At 61.0% G+C, this 17,540-nt stretch carries 20 protein-coding genes and 1 tRNA gene; 11 read left to right on the top strand and 10 right to left on the bottom strand.

Annotated elements, in window-relative coordinates:
- Positions 1 to 10 precede the first annotated feature (10 nt).
- Positions 11 to 1,537, top strand: coding sequence for a phospholipase D family protein (locus CNQ84_RS15100; protein WP_096005667.1), 1,527 nt, complete (start codon positions 11 to 13; stop codon positions 1,535 to 1,537).
- Between the two features lie 97 nt (positions 1,538 to 1,634).
- Here the strand turns inward: CNQ84_RS15100 and CNQ84_RS15095 are convergent, their stop codons facing one another.
- Both CNQ84_RS15095 and cls read right to left on the bottom strand, forming a co-directional pair.
- On the bottom strand, positions 1,635 to 2,006 hold the full coding sequence (locus CNQ84_RS15095) for a DUF6746 family protein (protein WP_096005666.1): 372 nt from the start codon (positions 2,004 to 2,006) through the stop codon (positions 1,635 to 1,637).
- Between the two features lie 115 nt (positions 2,007 to 2,121).
- Positions 2,122 to 3,564, bottom strand: a complete 1,443-nt coding sequence (gene cls / locus CNQ84_RS15090) for a cardiolipin synthase (RefSeq protein WP_096005665.1) — start codon at positions 3,562 to 3,564, stop codon at positions 2,122 to 2,124.
- A 90-nt stretch (positions 3,565 to 3,654) separates the two neighbouring features.
- Here cls and CNQ84_RS15085 point away from each other — a divergent pair, with 90 nt between their 5' ends.
- Positions 3,655 to 5,604, top strand: a complete 1,950-nt coding sequence (locus CNQ84_RS15085) for a CASTOR/POLLUX-related putative ion channel (protein WP_096005664.1) — start codon at positions 3,655 to 3,657, stop codon at positions 5,602 to 5,604.
- A 7-nt stretch (positions 5,605 to 5,611) separates the two neighbouring features.
- Here CNQ84_RS15085 and CNQ84_RS15080 read toward each other — a convergent pair whose 3' ends face one another.
- From CNQ84_RS15080 to CNQ84_RS15060, 5 genes are all read right to left on the bottom strand, one after another.
- Positions 5,612 to 5,938: a TusE/DsrC/DsvC family sulfur relay protein gene (locus CNQ84_RS15080; protein WP_096005729.1), complete on the bottom strand. Its 327-nt coding sequence runs from the start codon at positions 5,936 to 5,938 to the stop codon at positions 5,612 to 5,614.
- 8 nt (positions 5,939 to 5,946) lie between these two features.
- Entirely contained in the window at positions 5,947 to 6,258 is a 312-nt protein-coding gene (gene tusB, locus CNQ84_RS15075; RefSeq protein WP_235827238.1) for a sulfurtransferase complex subunit TusB, read from the bottom strand.
- Positions 6,255 to 6,593, bottom strand: coding sequence for a sulfurtransferase complex subunit TusC (gene tusC / locus CNQ84_RS15070; protein WP_245841437.1), 339 nt, complete (start codon positions 6,591 to 6,593; stop codon positions 6,255 to 6,257). The genes tusB and tusC overlap by 4 nt, the downstream gene beginning before the upstream one ends.
- A 16-nt stretch (positions 6,594 to 6,609) precedes the next feature.
- Complete coding sequence (tusD, locus tag CNQ84_RS15065) at positions 6,610 to 6,999, bottom strand: sulfurtransferase complex subunit TusD (protein ID WP_096005662.1); 390 nt, start codon at positions 6,997 to 6,999, stop codon at positions 6,610 to 6,612.
- A 69-nt stretch (positions 7,000 to 7,068) separates the two neighbouring features.
- Positions 7,069 to 7,734 carry a Bax inhibitor-1/YccA family protein gene (locus CNQ84_RS15060; RefSeq protein ID WP_096005727.1) on the bottom strand — a complete coding sequence of 222 codons (666 nt, stop codon included), beginning with the start codon at positions 7,732 to 7,734 and terminating at the stop codon, positions 7,069 to 7,071.
- Positions 7,735 to 7,933: 199 nt separating this feature from the next.
- Between CNQ84_RS15060 and CNQ84_RS15055 the strand changes: the two genes are divergently transcribed.
- The 4 genes from CNQ84_RS15055 (at position 7,934) to CNQ84_RS15040 (ending at position 10,064) form a co-directional block, all read left to right on the top strand.
- Positions 7,934 to 8,023: transfer RNA gene (locus tag CNQ84_RS15055), tRNA-Ser, on the top strand.
- Between the two features lie 300 nt (positions 8,024 to 8,323).
- Positions 8,324 to 8,554 carry a hypothetical protein gene (locus CNQ84_RS15050; protein WP_065335933.1) on the top strand — a complete coding sequence of 77 codons (231 nt, stop codon included), beginning with the start codon at positions 8,324 to 8,326 and terminating at the stop codon, positions 8,552 to 8,554.
- 50 nt (positions 8,555 to 8,604) lie between these two features.
- Positions 8,605 to 8,862: a hypothetical protein gene (locus CNQ84_RS20810; RefSeq protein WP_133065908.1), complete on the top strand. Its 258-nt coding sequence runs from the start codon at positions 8,605 to 8,607 to the stop codon at positions 8,860 to 8,862.
- Between the two features lie 125 nt (positions 8,863 to 8,987).
- Positions 8,988 to 10,064: an MBL fold metallo-hydrolase gene (locus CNQ84_RS15040; RefSeq protein WP_096005726.1), complete on the top strand. Its 1,077-nt coding sequence runs from the start codon at positions 8,988 to 8,990 to the stop codon at positions 10,062 to 10,064.
- 220 nt (positions 10,065 to 10,284) lie between these two features.
- Here CNQ84_RS15040 and CNQ84_RS15035 read toward each other — a convergent pair whose 3' ends face one another.
- Both CNQ84_RS15035 and CNQ84_RS15030 read right to left on the bottom strand, forming a co-directional pair.
- Positions 10,285 to 11,667, bottom strand: a complete 1,383-nt coding sequence (locus CNQ84_RS15035; RefSeq protein WP_096005660.1) for a heavy metal sensor histidine kinase — start codon at positions 11,665 to 11,667, stop codon at positions 10,285 to 10,287.
- Positions 11,664 to 12,335 (bottom strand): heavy metal response regulator transcription factor, encoded by a 672-nt coding sequence (locus CNQ84_RS15030; RefSeq protein WP_096005659.1) that lies wholly within the window; start codon positions 12,333 to 12,335, stop codon positions 11,664 to 11,666. Before CNQ84_RS15030 ends, CNQ84_RS15035 begins: the two co-directional genes overlap by 4 nt.
- Positions 12,336 to 12,476: 141 nt before the next feature.
- Between CNQ84_RS15030 and CNQ84_RS15025 the strand changes: the two genes are divergently transcribed.
- Together CNQ84_RS15025 and uraH are read left to right on the top strand one after the other, a co-directional pair.
- Complete coding sequence (locus CNQ84_RS15025) at positions 12,477 to 12,971, top strand: GlcG/HbpS family heme-binding protein (protein WP_096005658.1); 495 nt, start codon at positions 12,477 to 12,479, stop codon at positions 12,969 to 12,971.
- A 29-nt stretch (positions 12,972 to 13,000) separates the two neighbouring features.
- A complete protein-coding gene (gene uraH, locus CNQ84_RS15020; protein ID WP_096005657.1) occupies positions 13,001 to 13,411 on the top strand; it encodes a hydroxyisourate hydrolase in 411 nt (136 codons plus the stop codon).
- Positions 13,412 to 13,449: 38 nt separating this feature from the next.
- On the opposite strand, the gene CNQ84_RS15015 is transcribed toward uraH, so the two are convergent.
- Positions 13,450 to 14,352 (bottom strand): DMT family transporter, encoded by a 903-nt coding sequence (locus tag CNQ84_RS15015; RefSeq protein ID WP_096005656.1) that lies wholly within the window; start codon positions 14,350 to 14,352, stop codon positions 13,450 to 13,452.
- Between the two features lie 104 nt (positions 14,353 to 14,456).
- On the opposite strand from CNQ84_RS15015, the gene CNQ84_RS15010 reads away from it, so the two are divergent.
- From CNQ84_RS15010 to CNQ84_RS15000, 3 genes are all read left to right on the top strand, one after another.
- Positions 14,457 to 15,338 carry a LysR family transcriptional regulator gene (locus tag CNQ84_RS15010; RefSeq protein ID WP_096005655.1) on the top strand — a complete coding sequence of 294 codons (882 nt, stop codon included), beginning with the start codon at positions 14,457 to 14,459 and terminating at the stop codon, positions 15,336 to 15,338.
- Between the two features lie 186 nt (positions 15,339 to 15,524).
- Positions 15,525 to 16,388, top strand: a complete 864-nt coding sequence (locus tag CNQ84_RS15005) for a phytanoyl-CoA dioxygenase family protein (protein ID WP_096005654.1) — start codon at positions 15,525 to 15,527, stop codon at positions 16,386 to 16,388.
- A 71-nt stretch (positions 16,389 to 16,459) separates the two neighbouring features.
- Complete coding sequence (locus CNQ84_RS15000) at positions 16,460 to 17,470, top strand: MBL fold metallo-hydrolase (RefSeq protein ID WP_165771307.1); 1,011 nt, start codon at positions 16,460 to 16,462, stop codon at positions 17,468 to 17,470.
- Positions 17,471 to 17,540 lie beyond the last annotated feature (70 nt).

Below are 17,540 nucleotides of genomic sequence, written 5' to 3'. Positions count from 1 at the left end.
GGACATACACATGTTGCGACCTCTGCTTCTGATCGGCTTGATCACACTCATTGTTGGCTGTGCCACTGCAGGCCACAGCCATAGCGAGCTGCCGAGCTACCACCTGCCGAGCGATGACAACACGACGCTGAGTCGTTATGTCAGTAGCAGGCAATCAGAAAGTGGAGGGGAGTCGGGCTTTATTCTCCTGCACAATGGCGCCGATGCCTTGGCCGCGCGCGTTCGGCTGATCGACATGGCCGAGCAAAGCCTGGATATCCAGTACTACATCTATAACACCGACGTAACCGGGGGGCTGATTACCGAGCACCTGCTCAAGGCGGCCGATCGCGGCGTGCGAGTCCGCTTGCTGATTGATGACGTCGGCGCCGGGCTGGAAGATGTCAGGGTGTCCACGGTCGATATTCACCCCAATATCGAGGTGCGCCTGTACAACCCGCTAAGCCTGCGCAGCGAGTGGCTGAAGCTGTTCAGCAAGCTGGGCGAGTTTGGGCGCATCAACTACCGCATGCACAACAAGCTGATTGTGGCGGACAACCAGGCGCTGATCACTGGTGGTCGCAATATCGGGGACGAGTATTTTGCGCTCACCGATGTCGACTTTCAGGATGTCGATGTTATCGGCATAGGGCCGATCAGTAATGATGCCTCGGACAGCTTTGACAACTTCTGGAACAGCGGTATCGCGATTCCGATCAATGTCATGGCTGATGCGGCAGATGCCGATGATCTGGCGGCGCTACGCGCTCGCCTGGGCTCAAGCAGCCGCGCGGCGGCAAGCAACCCCTACGTGCGCGCCGTCGAGCGTTCGCGCTTCCTCAGCCAAATGGGCGGCTCCACCTTGAACTGGCACTGGGGCAAGGCCACCTGGTTCTATGATGATCCGTCCAAGTCAGATCCGCACGGTGACGGTAATCAGGTCGCTTTTTTGGGACGCGCGCTGGCCGAGCCCATCCTCCAGACCGAAGAGGAACTGCTGCTGACCTCTGCGTATTTTGTACCGCGCGAGCCAGGTGAGCGCTTGCTGCTCAAGTTGCGCGAGCGTGGGGTGGATATCTCCGTTCTGACCAATTCGCTGGCCACCACCGACGTACTGGCGGTGCACAGCGGCTACGCGCGCTCACGGGTGCCGCTACTCGAAGGTGGGGTAAACATGTGGGAGCTACGCCCCATTGCGGGCCAGCAGGAAAGGGCCAGCCCGTTCCTTGGTGAGTCCCTGGCCAGCCTGCACGCCAAGACCTTCGTATTTGATCGTAAATCGGCGTTTATCGGTTCGGTCAACCTGGACCCGCGCTCGATCAAGCTCAACACCGAAGTCGGCGTTCTGATTGAAAACGAAGAGCTGGCCCAGGAGATGGTTGATCTGTTTCAGCGCTGGACGTCAGAAGACTACGCTTTTGAGCTTAGCCTGAACGAACAGGGGGAGGTGCGCTGGCAGGCAGAGGGTGAAACCTGGGACGCCGAACCTGACGCCAGCCGTTTCCGCCGTTTCATGAGCTGGACGCTGGGCTGGCTGCCCATCGCCAGCCAGCTTTAACGGCGCGCTGCGGTTGCCGTTTCGGCTCAGTAGCCATCTGCAGGGCAGGGCCGCCAAAGCAGCCGTCAACGCCGCACGCCGGGGCCGGCCCAGGCGCTCAATCCAGGCGACCGGTCTGCCAGTTGGACATGGCTTCAAGATAGCCCCGGGCATGGCGCTGGGCGGCGTCCGGATCGCCCAGTTCCACCGCCTGGTGCAGCGACTCCAGCGGCTCGGCCACCCGTGACCAGGCGCTGCCCAGAGCCAGGAGGTCGCCTTCGAGCTGGTAGCTCAGCTCTTCAAGCTGACTCAGGGCCTGCACGTCTACCGGCTGCTGCAGCAACTGAGCGAGCGACCGGCTGTGCTCCTGCAGCTGCACCACTGCGCTTTGCCGCGCGTGGGCTTGCTGCGGAGCAGGGTGTTGGGTTGCCAGCACAGCGGGGCTCATCATGCTGACGGTGAGACTGACGGGGACCAGGTACACTTTCATTGCAATCTCGCAAGTGATAATCAAACTCATTTGAGTTTAGCCATCACAACATCGATTGCAAGTCCTTTCTTTTTGTAATGACAAGTGGCACTACCCGCTGCCGGCAGGTCCCGGGTCAGAGCAACGGACTCAAGAAAAACATTCCGCGCTCCAGCACGCGAGCGGCCCGAGAGCGCTGCTTCCAGCGCTCCAGCTCCAGCGGCGTACTGTCTTGCAGGTAACCGTCCAGCAGGCGACGGATACTGGCGCAGGCTTCGGGGGAAAACAGGGTCAGGGTCAACTCGAAGTTGAGCTGCAGACTGCGGATATCCAGGTTTACACTGCCCACCAGAGCCAGCTGATCATCCATTAGCATCGCCTTGGTATGCAGCAAGCCGCCAGCGAAGAGGTAGATCTCACCGCCCGACTGCAAGAGCCGCTCGAAGTAGGCGCGACTGGCCCAGCTCACCATGCGTGAGTCGTTGCGCTGCGGAATAAGCACCTTGACGCGCACGCCGCGTCGAGCGGCCTGGCAGAGGGCGTCGAAGATGGCTTCCGACGGCACAAAGTAGGGCGTGCTGATGGTAATGCTGTCGTTGGCCCGGTAGATGCTGGACAACACCGCCTGCCCGATCAGGTCTTCACCGGTTCCGGGGCCTGAGGGCAAGACCGACAGCCACTTGTAGCAGGCTGGCGGGCTGACGGGGGCGGGCGCCAGGCGACGCAGGCCGGTTTCTACCTCCCAGTCCCAGGCAAAGACCTTGTCCAGGCCGTGTGCCGCCGGCCCTTCCAGGCGCAGCATGATATCCACCCACTCGCCAACCTTGGCCTCTGTCTTGAAAAAACGCGGGTCGGCGATATTCATCGAACCGCTGTAGGCAATACGTCCGTCAATGACCACCAGTTTGCGATGCAGGCGCAGGTCGATCCGCTGCACCAGCGCACGCCACAGCCGGACGGGCAGGGCGGGCACGACCTCGATACCGGCATCAATCAGGCGTTTGCGCCAAGGCGAGCGGAAAAACGCACGGCTGCCGGCATGATCAATCAGCAGCGAGACCTTGACGCCACGCGCCGCAGCAGCCATCAGCGCCTCGGACAGGGTGTCGACACGCCCGCCGGGAAACCAGATATAGGTTTCCAGGTGAATACTGTGCTGAGCTTTGGCAACATCCTCACACAGGCGGCTGAAAATAGCGTCTGGATTGTCCAGCAGGGTCATCTGCTCATAGCCCAGCGCCCCCATGCCCAGGCGCTGCTGCAACATCTGGTGGATACCCTGGACCAGCGAGCCTCCGGGCAGCGATCCCCGCGGCCCCTGAAAGTCTTCAGCGATGCTGCTCAGGAAGGGTTTGACCATCTCTTCGGCGCGGCGTGCACGCTGACGGCCGAGGTTGAGTTCGCCCAGCATCAGATACAAGGCGGCGCCCACCACCGGCAGGATGTAGATAACCAGCAGCCACGACAGCGTGACGCTGACTGGCGTACGTTTACCAAGCACGCGCAGGGTAACCGCGGCGGTAAAAAGCCAGTAAAGTACGATCAGGGCGATGCCCAGAATGTGCTCGATATAATCCATGGCAGTGAACAGATAGACGCTGGCTGGGTCGAAGACGCAATCTAGCAGGAAAACCCACCGTTAAGAAATTGCCAGCGAGACCCAGACTCCATGTTGCCATTCTCCTTTGTCGACCGGCTGCGTTATCTGGTCGAGCGCCAGTTCATCAAGGGCGCCCATTATCAGTTGCTGGTAGTCGCCGCCTTTATCGCCCTGATCTCGCTGGTCGGCGGCTGGCTGGTGTACCCCAGCAGTGGTGAGGGCGATCTGGCCGACTCGGTCTGGTGGGCCTTTCTTCGCCTGACCGATCCGGGCTACCTCGGCGATGATGAGGGCACCTGGCGACGCATCGTCTCCACCGTGCTGACCCTGAGCGGCTACGTGGTATTTCTTGGCGCGCTGGTAGCCATCATGACCCGTTGGCTGATTGCCATGATGGTCAAGCTGGAGCAGGGTCTGACACCGGTCACCGTAACCGACCACATCGTCATTCTTGGCTGGACCAACCGCACTATCCCGCTGGTACAGGAAATTCTCGACGTTAACGGCGGCATCCAGCGCCTGCTCAAGGCTCGCCTGACCAAGCGACTGCGGCTGGTGATCCTGGCCGAGGAAGTCACCGCCGAACATGTCCATGAGCTTCGCGCCATTCCGCTGATCCGCCGCAATATGAGCAACATCATCCTGCGCTCCGGTACCGCCCTGCAGCCTGAAGACCTGGATCGGGCCGCCTGCCTGCAGGCGGCCGTGGTGCTGATCCCGGGTCGCATGCAGACTGCTGGCGGGCTGGTCAGCAGCGACGTGGAAACCATCAAGGCGTTGTTAACACTGCAGGCCCAGGCCCAGCAGCGCGGTATCACGCCGCCCTACGTCGTCGCCGAGGTCGATGACCGACGCAAGCTGACCGTCATGCAGCGCGCCTATTCCGGCCCTCTGGAGGTGCTGGCGAGTGATGCGCTGGTCAGTCGCCTGTTTGCCCAGTCGATCATTCACCCCGGTCTGCCGGAGCTGTTTGGCGAAGTTCTCACGGTATACGACGGCAACGAGTTCTATATCCGTTCCACCGACAACTGCGTTGGCATGAGCCTGGCGGACATTGGCAGCCGCGCGCCGGAAGCGATTGTCTGCGGTCTGATGCGTCCCGATGGCGGCAGCTGGCGCACCTGGCTCAATGCGCCCAGCGAGGAGGTCATTCAGGCTGGCGATAAAGTCGTGATGCTGGCCCGCGATTATGCGCACGCCGAACCGGTGGCGGAGGCCAGTACGCCGCTGAAACCGTTGCAGCGCCCGGCGAGCGCGCCGCAACGCCAGGCAGGCGGGATGCGACGCCTGCTTATCCTTGGCTGGAGCCGCCGCGTCCCCGCGTTGATCCATGAGCTGGCCGGCTACCGCAACTTTCGCTTCGACGTTCACATGGTATCGGTGCTGGATCCAGCCGAGCGCGTTGCCGCCATCCAGGCCTACAGCCCGGATACCGCGCGGGTGGAATGTCACCACAGCCAGGCCGATTACATGGTGGAGGGGGCACTGCGTGGGTTGATCGAACAGCGTTTCGATTCGATCCTGCTGATATCCTCAGACCGCCTGGAGTCGGGCGAGGAGGCGGACGCCCGCGCCATGGTCGGCTACCTGATCGTTGACGAACTGCTGCGTGACCGCACTCAGCGGCCGCAGCTGCTGCTGGAGCTGAGCGATCCGGCCAACGAAGCGCTGGTGGTGCGCAAGCGCGGCGAGACCATCGTCGGCCCGACCATCCTCAGCCATTTGATGGCGCAGATTGCTCAGCGCCGTGAACTGGGTTTGATGTTTGAATACCTGCTGACGACCGGTGGCCCCGAATTGCTGTTCCGTGACTTGCAGGATTACCCGATGCAGAGCGTCACCACCTTCGCCGACCTGGAGGCCGTGGTGGCTCTTCAGGGTGACACGGCATTGGGCATCTACCGAGCCAAGGCCGACGCAGAAGGTCGCCGCCTGCAGCTCAACCCGCCGCGCGACAAGCCCCTGCGCCTGGCTGATGGCGATCAACTGGTGGTGTTGGCGACGCTGGAAAGCGACTGACCGCCGACTACAGGCAGTTGTCCGGCTTGGGCAGCCCAGCAAACTTGCTGCCCAACTTGGCCGGACTGCCGGGGAACAGGCTGAGCAAATACATGCTGTTGCCTTTTCCCTTGCCCAGCTCCTGGCCGACGAACTTGACCAGTGGGCGCATGGCGGGGGAGAGCTGATAGGTGTGGTAGAAACGGCGCAGCAGCAGAATGACCTCCATGTGCGCCGCCGTCAGTTCGATACCCTCGCGCCGGGCCAGTTCGGCCGCAACGGCTTCAGACCAGTCATCCAGCGACTGCAGAAAACCTTCCTTGTCGAGAGCGATATCGCGTCCATCGACTTGCATGGATTGGCTCACCAGCTCAGCACCTTGTCGTGGCTGATGCATAGCTCGACCATCTGCGCATAGTCGATCAGCATCACCCGTCGCGGCAGGTCGTCAATGGGCAGCCCACGAGCCTGCACGTCACTTTCCAGAGCGTAAAGCCCCACACTGCCGGGCAACAGCTGCATCGCATTGGCCGAGCTGGTGCGCGGCAACAGTGCGTATACGGCATCCTCGATCAACAGCAGCCCCTGATGCGGCCCCATGACGCGAAGGCTACTGGCAAAGTGCGTGTCGTCCTGCGGCGCATGACGCAAGATGTGCAGCATAGTTGAGCTCATAGGGTAACCACCTGGTCATGATGGTCCAGCAGACTCGCGATCTCGGCGCTGTCGACCGCCTTGGCAGTCAGCAGAAAACGACCTGGCTGCAAGCCACGCTCTGCCAGTGAGTGGTGGCAAACATAGACATCTTCGACCCCGAACATGGGCAAGGCCTGCAGATTGGCCGCCAGCGGTTTTTGCTCGATCAGCGCCGATTCCTGTCCCGGCAACAATTGCAGCACACCGGCATCCATGAACAGCATACTCACCGGCACGCCAAACGCCGCTGCGGCCAGCGCCAGATCCAGCGCTTCACGCGCGGCCAGGGCCGATGGTGGCTGACGGCTGATCACCAGTAGACTTTTCAGTTCAGGTACCAAAGGTCACCGCCCGGTCTGCGGTTTGCAACGCATCGACCCATTGTCCCAGCCCTGACAAGGCCCAAGGCTCGCCGGTATTCGCCACCGGACGCTCCCAGCGGTCGGCCTCGGCCTCGTTCAGCACCCCACGGCGCAACGCTGCGGCGATACACACCACGGCGTCCAGCTGATTATCCTGGATAAAGGCACGCCAGCGCTGGGCCAGGTCACATTCGTCCTGGGGCTGCACGCCCAGAGTGGAGGCAAGATGAACCGCATCGCGGTAAAAGAACAGCCGGCTGATCTGGTGACCGCCAGCCAGCACCGCCTCGGCAAATTTGAGGGCACTGCGGGCTGCCGGGTCCTGCGGGCCGGCCAGCAAGGCAATGGCAAACTTCATGGTGTCGAGCTCACAAACGAAAATGGCCCGCCAAAAGGCGGGCCATTGAGTATAACGCAGCGCTGCCGATCAGTCGTCGCTGAAGATACCCAGCAATTGCAGCAGGCTGAGGAACAGGTTGTAGATCGATACGAACAGCGTAATGGTCGCCATGATGTAGTTGTCCTCACCACCATGGATGATCGCGCTGGTCTGGTACAGGATCACCGCAGAGGAGAAGAGCACAAAACCGGCAGAAATGGCCAGCTGCAAGCCGCTCATCTGGATGAAAAAGCTCGCTACGACAGCGCACATCAGCACGATACAGCCCGCCATGATAAAGCCGGACAGGAAGCTGAAGTCCTTGCGGCTCAGAATGGCGTAAGCCGAGAGGCCAAAGAACACCAGAGCCGTCATGCCCAGCGCCATGGCGACCAGTTGACCGCCGTTAGGCAGCGACAGGTATGCATTGAGGATGGGCCCCAGGGTGTAACCCAGGAAACCGGTGAAAGCGAAGGTACTGACCAGCCCCCAGCCTGAGTTACGCAGCTTGGTGGTCAGAAACAGCAGACCATAAAAGCCAACCAGGGTAATGATGATGCCGGGGTAGGGCAGGTTCAGACTCATCGACACAAAGGCGACGACAGCGCTGAATGCCAGAGTCAGAGCCAGCAGCGAGTAGGTATTGCGGAACAGCTTGCTGACTTCCGCCTCGCTGACGCCAGCGTGTTGAAGGGTAGTGTTGTGTTCCTGCATATTCATGCACCGCTCCTGTATTGAAAATCGGGATCCTTCGGATACTGACCGATAATACGGGTTGATGCCGGCAAATCAAGCAGCGCGCGGGAATGAAGTATTTCCATTCGTGTGTACAGCCACAGCTTGCCGGCCCATTCGCATCTCGATGCCGTACCCCATTGACTCAACAGGGATTTCCGGTACTATTGCCGCCCGTGGAGGGATGGCAGAGCGGTTGAATGCACCGGTCTTGAAAACCGGCGAAGGTGAAAGCCTTCCCAGGGTTCGAATCCCTGTCCCTCCGCCATATAAACAAAACCCGGCCTTGCGCCGGGTTTTTTGTTTGTGTCCGCACAGACACAGTGCCGCGGATAATCCGGCTCTTGCGCCCATCAGCCACCTGCTGCAGGGGGCGGGACACTCTCGTTGGGAGCAGCATCTAGCCTAAACAGCCGCGAGACTCGCGAGCATGGTCCATGCGAGTAACAGCGTCTGCTTGCCGGATTACAGCCTGCAACGGCGCGGCCTGGTTCGCCGTTTTCAGGGTAATGTACTTTATTTCGGCAGCCGAGCTTGGGGCTGAGCCTGAACTAATGCGGTGACCTAGATGAAAAGAAGCGATGTACAGGCAAAACAGGCGGAAGGCCTGTTGTTTGACACCTATCTGATGGCCAATCCGGCGGCCACTCAGGAGTGGATCATTTTTTTCAAGAAAGGTGCCGGCCGCGGATTCTTCTTGGTTGATGAGAATGACGACGTACTGTCGTTCTCTCTACTGGACGATGCTGTTGCAGAGCTGCGCAGCCTCGGCGTTAAGCGAGTCGAGCTGCATATCTGACGCCGCCCATGCGCGTCAATTGCCGCGTAGCTGTTCGAGCACGACCCTGAGTGCAGCTGCTTGATCGCTGCATTTGCCCAATGTCAGACGGCAGTAGAAATCTCGGAGAGCTGAGCGCCGGAGCTCCGGTGACCATTTCCTACAAAGGTGCCATGCCTGGCCTGCCGAAGCATCTGACCGCATACGCTGTCACCAAGGCCGGGCTGGCTCACCTGGCTGAAGGGCTGCGCGCCAAGCTGCTCGGCCTGCCGATTATGGTCAGCAGGGCTATAACCGGGAAAGCGCTTTGTCCCGTCCCCATTCAGTAACCTGTGGCGGGATTCTCCTGCATGACCAAAGAGACGGACAGATGCCCAAGCAGCAACACTGCAAAGTCGACTCAGACCAGACGTCCCGCCGCTACAACGACTGGCGGCCCGCTCGGCTGGGCGCAATGCTGGTATCGCTCGGTGCTGCCGTGCGCGCGGCTGTGAGCGGCACGCTGCGCCCGGCGTTGCCGGAGTACCCGGAGTCCGCCCAGTTTCGTCATCAGCGTTTTCGCAACGAGGTGTCGCGTGAGCCGATGACACTGCGTCAGGGGCTGGCGGTGTGGCGCGATTTCATCTTCAACAAGCCCGCCGGGACTGTGCCGGACCGGCCCATCCCGGTGCAGCCTTTGACTCAAGCTGACCTGCTGGCCGCACCTGACAACAGCGTTTGGCGTCTGGGGCACTCGAGTCTGCTGCTCAAGTTGAATGGCGATTTCTGGTTGACCGATCCGGTATTCAGTCAGCGTGCCTCGCCGGTGCAGTGGTTCGGGCCCAAGCGCTTTCACGCGCCGCCAATCAGCATAGAAGAGCTGCCGCCGATCAAGGTTGTGGTGCTCTCGCACAATCACTACGACCACCTGGACCATGCCGCCATCCGTAAGCTGCAACATAAGGTTGAGCACTTCATCACGCCGCTAGGCGTCGGTGCGACCCTGATACGCTGGGGAGTGCCGCCGGGTAAGGTCCGCGAGCTGGACTGGTGGAGTGAGGTGACCATTGCAGGGGTTCGAGCCACTGCCACGCCGGCGCAGCATTTTTCCGGGCGCGGATTTTCTGATGGTAACCGCACCCTGTGGTGCTCCTGGGTGCTGCAGGCCGCGGACTGCAAGCTGTTCTTCAGTGGCGACACCGGGTACTTCGACGGGTTTCGCGAGATTGGCGAGCGCCTCGGGCCGTTTGATGTGGCGTTTATGGAAACAGGCGCGTACAACCCGCGCTGGCAATACGTGCATATGTTGCCGCAGCAGACCCTGCAGGCGTTTCTCGACCTCAAGGCCAAGTGGTTGTATCCGATTCACAACGGCACCTTTGACCTGTCCATGCACACCTGGGAAGACCCGTTCGAGCAAATCACTGACCTGGCCAAGCAGCAAGGGGTGGCGCTGACCACGCCACAGATGGGCGAACACCTGCAGCTGGCAGCGCCGCATACTGGCCGCGCCTGGTGGCGGATGACCAAGATAGGCGCGGCACGTCCTTAGTCTGTCTTACTTGCCTTCCAGATGCTTGGCGTTCAGCTGACGCAGCCGCTCGCTGCCGTCTTCGGCCTGAGCGGGCAGGGTGGTCATAAACAGGGCGGACAGGGTCGCGGCAATCAGGTATTTCATCGTTGCATTGGCTCCAGGTGAGGGCACGGCGACGGTCGCCGCGTTACCTGCGCCACAATAGGGCGGTGGCACCGTCGTCAACATGACCCGCAGATTACGCTGTTGTCATCTTGTCCGTGCCAGGGAACACCAGCTCAAAACGCACGCCGTTCCCCTCGTTGCACACCCTGGCGTGGCCGGCATGCTGACGCATGATCGCCTGCACAATGGCAAGTCCCAGACCGCCGGTGCTGCCCGGCGCGCTGCGAGATGGATCGGCACGATAGAAGCGCTCGAATACATGCTCCAGGTGCGGCTGCTCGATGCATGGGCCCTGGTTGTACACCGCGACAACGCAGTGCTCAGCGCTATGGACGCTGCTGATCGTGATGGCGCTGCCAGCGTCTGCGTAGCGGATAGCGTTGGCTATCAGGTTGGCGAGTGCCCGGGTGAGCATCTCCTGGTCCGCGTATAGCGTACCCGCGCACTGGTTGACCAGCGTCACTTGCTGCTCGTCGGCCATGCCCTCGAAGTACTCGTTCAGGCGATCCGTCAGTTCGACCAGATCGACGGGCCGGCAATTCAACGCTGGTGTTGCCTGCTCACTCCGCGCCAGAAAAAGCAGGCTATCGATCATCCGCGCCAGGCGTTCAAATTCTTCCAGGTTGGAGTCCAGTACCCGTTCGTACTCCTCGATGGTGCGCGTTTTGCTCAGGACCAGCTGAGTCTGTCCCATCAAATTATTCAGCGGGGTACGCATCTCGTGCGCCAGATCGGCCGAAAAACGCACCAGTTGCTGATAGCCGTCATCGATACGGGCGAGCGCCTGGTTGAGGTTCTGCTCAAGCCCGTCGAGCTCGGCGTAGGGACTGCCTGCGTCGAGCCGGGTGTGCAGCCGACCGGCATCCAGCTCCATCGCCTGCGTGGCCAGTTTGCGCAAGGGGCGCAGCCCGCGCTGGCTGATCAGCGCAGCCAGCAGAAAACTCAGTAGGCTGCCGCAGAGCAGAGCCATCAACAGGTTGTTGCGGTAGGCCGCCAGCATGTTGTTGCGCTCGCTCAGCAGATGCCCGGCGACCAGCGTCAGGCTGTCCCCATGGATGAAGCTCTGTTGTGCGACCAGCCGATAGGGTAGTGCACCTGACCGCTCATCAAAGCGCGGTTGAGCCGTGGCTCGCAGACTGGGCAAAGGCAGGGAGCGAGGGTTGATACTGATCAGAACCTCGCCTGCGCTGTTAAGCACCCAGAGGAAATGCTCGGTGTTACCGAGCATATTGGCATACAGCTCGGGGCGTTCTCGCAATTGCGGTATATCCGGCGTATCGCGTAGCAGCGCCTCCATGCGATCGAGCCGACCGAGCAGCGTCTGATCGTCGCGCCAGGCGATTTCCTGCTGCAACGAGCGATACAGATACAGGCCGATGCCTCCGAGTAACAGCAGGCTGACCAGGGCGAAGGCCAACGCCAGGCGCAGGCTGAGTGAGCGACGCCAGCGGCTCACGGCACGTCGTCCAGTTTGTAGCCCATGCCACGCACGGTATGCACCAGTTTCAGCGGGAAAGGGTCGTCCAGCTTGGCCCGCAGCCTGCGGATGGCGACATCAACCACGTTGGTATCGCTCTCAAAATTGATGTTCCAGACCTCGGACGCGATGCGGCTGCGCGACATGACTTCACCCGGGTGGCTGATCAGTAGATGCAGCAGGGCGAACTCTCTGTTGGTCAAGTGAATGCGCTGACCAGCGCGATGGACCTGGCGGCGCAACACATCGACCTGCAGGTCTGCCAGTCGATAGAACTCCGTCTCACGCATTGGCGCACGCCGCAGCAGGCTGCGCACGCGCGCCAGCAACTCAGCGTACGAGAAGGGCTTGATCAGATAGTCATCAGCTCCCAGCTCAAGGCCCTTGACCCGGTCCTCGACGCTGTCTCGAGCGGTAAGGAACAGCACCGGCGTATCGCCGCGGCTGCGAATCAGGCGCAGCAGTTGCCAGCCGTCCATGCCGGGCAGCATGACATCGAGTATGACCAGGTCGAAATGCGCCTCTTCAATCAGATGGCGAGCGTCCAGGCCATGCAGTGCGGTTTCGACCTGAAAGCCGGATTCGCTTAAGCCGCGCTGCAGATACTCGGCTGCTTTGGGTTCATCTTCTGCCACCAGAATGCGCATCGTGTCCTCCTCATACAGGTGCACAGAGTAGAGCCAAGCGCGCGGGATGCCCATTACAAAAGCGTGATCTGCCGGCAATGCTGGCGACAGCCCCACAGCGGCAGCATGGCACCGTGCTTGAGCAACCAAGGAGATCTCGCAATGCACCGATCCAAACTCGTCGTCGCGCTGGTCGCTGGCCTGGCTGCCGCGGCAGCGCATGCCGGAGCAGAGGGTGTCGCCAGTCGCGCCGATCTGACGCTGTCGCTGGCAAACCAGTTGGCTGACGCCACCCTGGCTGACTGTCACGCCCGTCAACGGACGGCCGTTGTCGCGGTGGTTGACCGTGCCGGCCAGCTGGTCAGCCTGCAGCGCGATGACAATGTCGGCCCACACAACACCGTAGCAGCCCAACGTAAAGCGTTCACCGCGCTTTCGACCAAGACGCCGACCTTGCTGCTGGCCGAGCGCGCCCGGAGCAACCCGGATGCAGCCAATCTGACGACGCTGGACGAACTGCTGCTGTTGGGTGGTGGCGTTCCGGTGGTGGTGGATGACGTCGTTATCGGCGCACTGGGCGTCGCTGGCGCCGGCGGCGGAGAAACCGACCAGGCCTGCGCCCAGAGCGCAATCAACAGTGTATTTACCGCGCACTAACGCGCTTGCCACCTATCAGGAGAGACTTGATGAACCCCATGATCAACACTGTCGGGGCCGCACTTCTGGCCACCATGAGCACGCTGGCTGCCGCCGCCGATAACCCGCTTAGCGTTCATGTGCTGAATCTGGAGAACGGTCTGCCGTCGCCGGATGTGATGGTGACGCTGGAGCGCCTGCAAGGTACCCAGTGGCAGTCGCTCAGCGAGGGCGTCACCAATGAGCAGGGGCGTATCACCGGGCTGTACCCGGAGGGCCAGCATTTGACTGACGGCACCTACCGGGTGACCTTCAAGACCGGCGACTGGTTTGCCCAGCAGCAAGCCAAAACCTTCTTCCCGGAAGTACCGGTGATTTTCGAGGTCGATGCCTCCGTACCCCATTACCACATCCCGCTGCTGCTCAGCCCCTACGGCTTCTCGACGTATAGAGGTAACTGATTGGGGCTGCGGCACCGGGATGTTGCCGGTGCCGCGTATCATGATTGCCGGCGAATCAGATAGATTCCTGCGATGACCAGCGCGGTGCCCGCCAGCTGTACCCAAGTCAGCGGCTCGGCCAGCAGCAACCAGCTGAAGAAGATGGTCATCACCGGGCCAAGCATACCCACCAGTACGGTCGGTCCGGCGCCAATGCGCTGGATGGCGCCGGACTGGAAGAAGATCGGCAGCACAGTCGAAAACAGCGCCATCGCCGCGCAATACGCGTAAATCGGCAAAGGCTGAATCAGGTCACTGATTGGGTTGGTGACCAAAAAATGCAGCTGAGCGGCCAAAATCGACACGATCAGCGCCAGAATCGAGAAGCGCGCCGCCCCCAGCTTGCCAATGGATACCTCCGCAAAGGCGGTGTAGCAGGCATACGAAACGGCCGATGCGAATACCAGCGCAGCGCCAAGCCAGGGCGCTGCGCTGTCTCCGGCCAGTTGATGATCGCTGACAAACACCAGACTGACCCCCGCGTAGCAGAGCAGCAGCGCAGCAATCAGCTGCGGGCTGGCCTTTTTGTCGAGAAACAGCAAGCCAATGAGGATGGTGATGGTCGGGTAGGTAAACAGAATCACCCGCTCCAGACCGGCAGAAATGTACTGCAGACCGGCAAAGTCCAGAATCGATGCGCCGTAGTAACCGGTCAGCCCCAGAAAAACCAGCAGCGCCCAATCCTTGAGAGTAAGTGCCGGCCCGCTACGCAGATAGGCGTAGCCGCTGAGCAAAAACAGCGGCAGGGAAAACAGCATGCGCAAGGAGAGCAGGGTGATTGCATCAACGGGCGCACTGAGGTAGGCGAGCTTGACGAAAATCGCCTTGAAGGAAAAACCGAATGCTGCCAGGACGGCAAGCAGCATGCCGATCTGGCGGGGCGTGAGTGGCGTGCGGGTCATGGAGCGCTCTACGAATTGTGTTCAATAGTTTGGATGCTATGTCACTGAAGGCTCCTGTAGAATTGCGCTTTCCCTAAACCAGCGTTCGTATTTTCCGAATTCATATGAAATACAGCCTGACCGATTTGCGTCTTTTCATCGCCATTGCCGAATGCCAGAGCCTGACCCACGGCGCGGAGCGGGCCTTTCTCGCGCCGTCATCAGCCAGCCATCGCATCAAGCTGCTCGAGACCTCGTTAGGCACCTGCTTGCTGCGTCGCCGGGCCCGCGGTGTGGAGCTGACCCGGGCCGGTGAAATCTTTCTGCGTCACGCGCGCCAGGTGTTTGCCCGTCTGGAACAGATGCACTCGGACCTGGCGCCTTTTGCCGAAGGGGTGCAGGGCCATGTGCGGCTGTGGGCCAATACCCATGCGATTCACAGCTATCTGCCGAATGACCTCGCGTCCTTCCTGGCCAGGCACCCCCAGGTGAGCGTGAATCTGGAGGAGCACACCAGCTCGGATATTCTCGCCGCAGTTGCCCGTGGCGATGTCGAGATCGGCATCATTGCCGGCTATGACGACTATTCCGAGGTGGACTTGCTCGCTTATCGTGCGGACCGTCTGGTGCTGATTACCGCTCCGGACCACCGCCTGGCCGGCGCGCAGTCGCTGCGCTTCGCGCAGGTCATCAGTGAGCCCTTTGTCATGCTACACACCGGCTCTGCCATCCATACCTTCACCATGAACACGGCCTCCAGCATGGGCTCGCATCTGAACGTGCGGGTGCAGGTCAACAGTTTTGAGGCGGTGTGCCGCATGGTGGCTGCCGGTGTAGGTATCGGCCTGGTACCCCGTGAAGCGGTAAAACTGTCGGGCCGCCAGCCTGTATCAATCATTGAAGTGGAGGATGACTGGGCGCAACGCGACCTGAAGATCTGCACCAGCCGCAAGACACCTATTGCTCCGTTTGCCCACGCGCTGATCGATCATTTACTGGCTGAATAGGCTGTAAACAGTGCGCCGTTCAGTCCGGTAATTGGCAGGATCGCCGGTACTCCGGCGGTTTTCAGCAGCCTGGACAGCTCTACAATAGGGCGTGGCAGCGCCCCTACGGGTGTGCGCTGCGATCTCATCGTTCAGGTCCGCCGTGCCTCCTCGAGTGCCGGCCGATAAAGACAAGAGAGGGCGAGCATGAGTCAGCGCGTGTTATCAGGCGGCAGCGACTATCTGAAAAGCGGTTACGCCAAGACCTATCAATCGACCGCAGGCACGCAGGAGGCCGTCGACAGCGCCGAGCTGGATCGCCTGCACGACGGTTTGCTGCGCGATGGCTATGTGATTCTGCAGCGTATCGTGCCCGAGGAGCAGATTGATCGCATCAGTGCCGAGCTGCGCGAGCTGCTGCCCGACAGCTGCGGTCGGAACGGATTTGAAGGCACCTTAACCCAGCGCATTTACGCGGTCATATCCAAGACCCTGGCCTGCAACCCGCTGGTGGAGCACCCGCTGGTGCTGGGGTTGCTCGATCGGGTGCTGGCGCCGAACTATCTGCTCTCGCAGCTGCAGGTGATCAACATTCTGCCCGGCGAGCGTTCGCAGCCGCTGCATCATGATGATGCTTTTTACCCCGTGCCGCGTCCGCGCCCGCATTACGGCGCTGCAACCATCATTGCGATGGACGACTTTACGGCCGATAACGGCGCGACCGTGGTCATTCCGCGCAGCCATACCTGGGACGGTCACGCGCCGACGCCAGAAGACTGCGCACAATCCATCCCGGTGATCATGCCCAAGGGGTCAATGGTGCTGTTTCTCGGCACGTTATGGCATGGCGGCGGGGCAAATCGCAGCACAGCATCGCGTCTGGCGGTGACGGCGCAGTATTGCGAACCCTGGGTACGGCAGCAGGAAAACTTCAGTCTGTCAGTCCCGCTGGCGCGTGCCAGCGAGTGCAGCGCGCATATGCAGCGGATGCTGGGCTACTCGATTCATCCACCATTCATGGGCATGGTCAACGGCATGCACCCGCGCCGCCTGCTCGATGAAACATCCTGATTATCAGCCAGTTATAAAACCTATTTAAATAAGCGCTCACAATTATGGCAACTGAAGGCTTGATATACCCGTTGACGACACCTGCGTTGGGATCTGCGCTGGAAATCCAGCCCGGCGTACTGTGGATTCGCATGCCGCTGCCGTTTCGGCTGGACCATGTAAACCTCTGGGCGTTGCGTGATCGTGACGGCTGGACGGTCGTAGACACCGGTGTCTGGACCAAGCACGCGATGGCTACCTGGGAGCACCTGTTTGACACGATGCTTGGCGGCCTGCCAGTTACCCGCGTGATTTGTACCCACCGCCACGCGGACCACGCCGGACTGGCCGGTTGGCTGGCAGAGCGGTTTGGCTGTGAGCTGTGGATGCCCCACACCGAGTATCACGCCTGTAACGCCTCGCGGCTGCAGGGCCGAGAGGCACCCGACTCGGAGCTGGAGTTCTATCGCCGTGCGGGGTGGAACGAATCCGCGCTGGCGTCCTTCCGCAACAGCTATGGCGGCATCACCAGCCTGGTACACCCGTTGCCTGAGATCTTCAGGCGAATCAGCGACGGCGATGTCATTGTGGTAGGAGATCATCGCTGGGAGGTCATCGTCGGCCAGGGGCACACCGCCGAACACGCCTGTCTGTACTGTGCAGAACTGGCGCTGTTCATCTCCGGCGATCAGGTGCTGCCGCTGATTTCCTCCAACGTGTCCGTGCTGGCGCGCGACCCGGAGGGCAACCCCTTGGGCGAATGGATGACCTCAATGCTGCGCATTCGCGACCTGGTCAACGATAGCGTACTGGTGCTGCCGTCGCATAACGAGTGCTTCGTGGGCTTGCATGCGCGCATCAATGATCTGGTCGACACGCAACAGCAGTTGCTGGGCAAGCTGCAAGACCAGTTGCAAGAGTCGCATCGCAGCGTCGATGTCTTCGAGTGTCTGTTTGGCCGACCCATCGGCATGGGCGACGGTATCGTGCTGTCCCTGGCCACCGGCGAAAGTCGCGCCAATCTCAACTGCTTGATCGCCGAGGGCAGGGTAGAGATGGAGCGCGACGCCAACGGGGTGGAGTGGTATCGCGCTCGCACCTGAGCTTGCTCAGGCTCCTAGGACGTACCACACGCGCTCTGCGCGGGAGCTCAAGCAACAAATGCGTGCTTGA

Source organism: Pseudomonas abyssi, from assembly GCF_002307495.1.
In the GTDB taxonomy this organism is placed as follows: Bacteria; Pseudomonadota; Gammaproteobacteria; order Pseudomonadales; family Pseudomonadaceae; genus Halopseudomonas; species Halopseudomonas abyssi.
This window is presented reverse-complemented; position numbering and strand designations above follow the sequence as displayed.

Excerpts from the sequence above, each read along its gene's own strand:
- CNQ84_RS15100 (WP_096005667.1), top strand. The coding sequence starts at position 11 with ATGTTGCGACCTCTGCTTCTGATCGGCTTGATCACACTCATTGTTGGC.
- CNQ84_RS15095 (WP_096005666.1), bottom strand. The coding sequence starts at position 2,006 with ATGAAAGTGTACCTGGTCCCCGTCAGTCTCACCGTCAGCATGATGAGC.
- cls (WP_096005665.1), bottom strand. The coding sequence starts at position 3,564 with ATGGATTATATCGAGCACATTCTGGGCATCGCCCTGATCGTACTTTAC.
- CNQ84_RS15085 (WP_096005664.1), top strand. The coding sequence starts at position 3,655 with ATGTTGCCATTCTCCTTTGTCGACCGGCTGCGTTATCTGGTCGAGCGC.
- CNQ84_RS15080 (WP_096005729.1), bottom strand. The coding sequence starts at position 5,938 with ATGCAAGTCGATGGACGCGATATCGCTCTCGACAAGGAAGGTTTTCTG.
- tusB (WP_235827238.1), bottom strand. The coding sequence starts at position 6,258 with ATGAGCTCAACTATGCTGCACATCTTGCGTCATGCGCCGCAGGACGAC.
- tusD (WP_096005662.1), bottom strand. The coding sequence starts at position 6,999 with ATGAAGTTTGCCATTGCCTTGCTGGCCGGCCCGCAGGACCCGGCAGCC.
- CNQ84_RS15060 (WP_096005727.1), bottom strand. The coding sequence starts at position 7,734 with ATGCAGGAACACAACACTACCCTTCAACACGCTGGCGTCAGCGAGGCG.
- CNQ84_RS15050 (WP_065335933.1), top strand. The coding sequence starts at position 8,324 with ATGAAAAGAAGCGATGTACAGGCAAAACAGGCGGAAGGCCTGTTGTTT.
- CNQ84_RS15040 (WP_096005726.1), top strand. The coding sequence starts at position 8,988 with ATGCTGGTATCGCTCGGTGCTGCCGTGCGCGCGGCTGTGAGCGGCACG.
- CNQ84_RS15030 (WP_096005659.1), bottom strand. The coding sequence starts at position 12,335 with ATGCGCATTCTGGTGGCAGAAGATGAACCCAAAGCAGCCGAGTATCTG.
- CNQ84_RS15025 (WP_096005658.1), top strand. The coding sequence starts at position 12,477 with ATGCACCGATCCAAACTCGTCGTCGCGCTGGTCGCTGGCCTGGCTGCC.
- uraH (WP_096005657.1), top strand. The coding sequence starts at position 13,001 with ATGAACCCCATGATCAACACTGTCGGGGCCGCACTTCTGGCCACCATG.
- CNQ84_RS15015 (WP_096005656.1), bottom strand. The coding sequence starts at position 14,352 with ATGACCCGCACGCCACTCACGCCCCGCCAGATCGGCATGCTGCTTGCC.
- CNQ84_RS15010 (WP_096005655.1), top strand. The coding sequence starts at position 14,457 with ATGAAATACAGCCTGACCGATTTGCGTCTTTTCATCGCCATTGCCGAA.
- CNQ84_RS15005 (WP_096005654.1), top strand. The coding sequence starts at position 15,525 with ATGAGTCAGCGCGTGTTATCAGGCGGCAGCGACTATCTGAAAAGCGGT.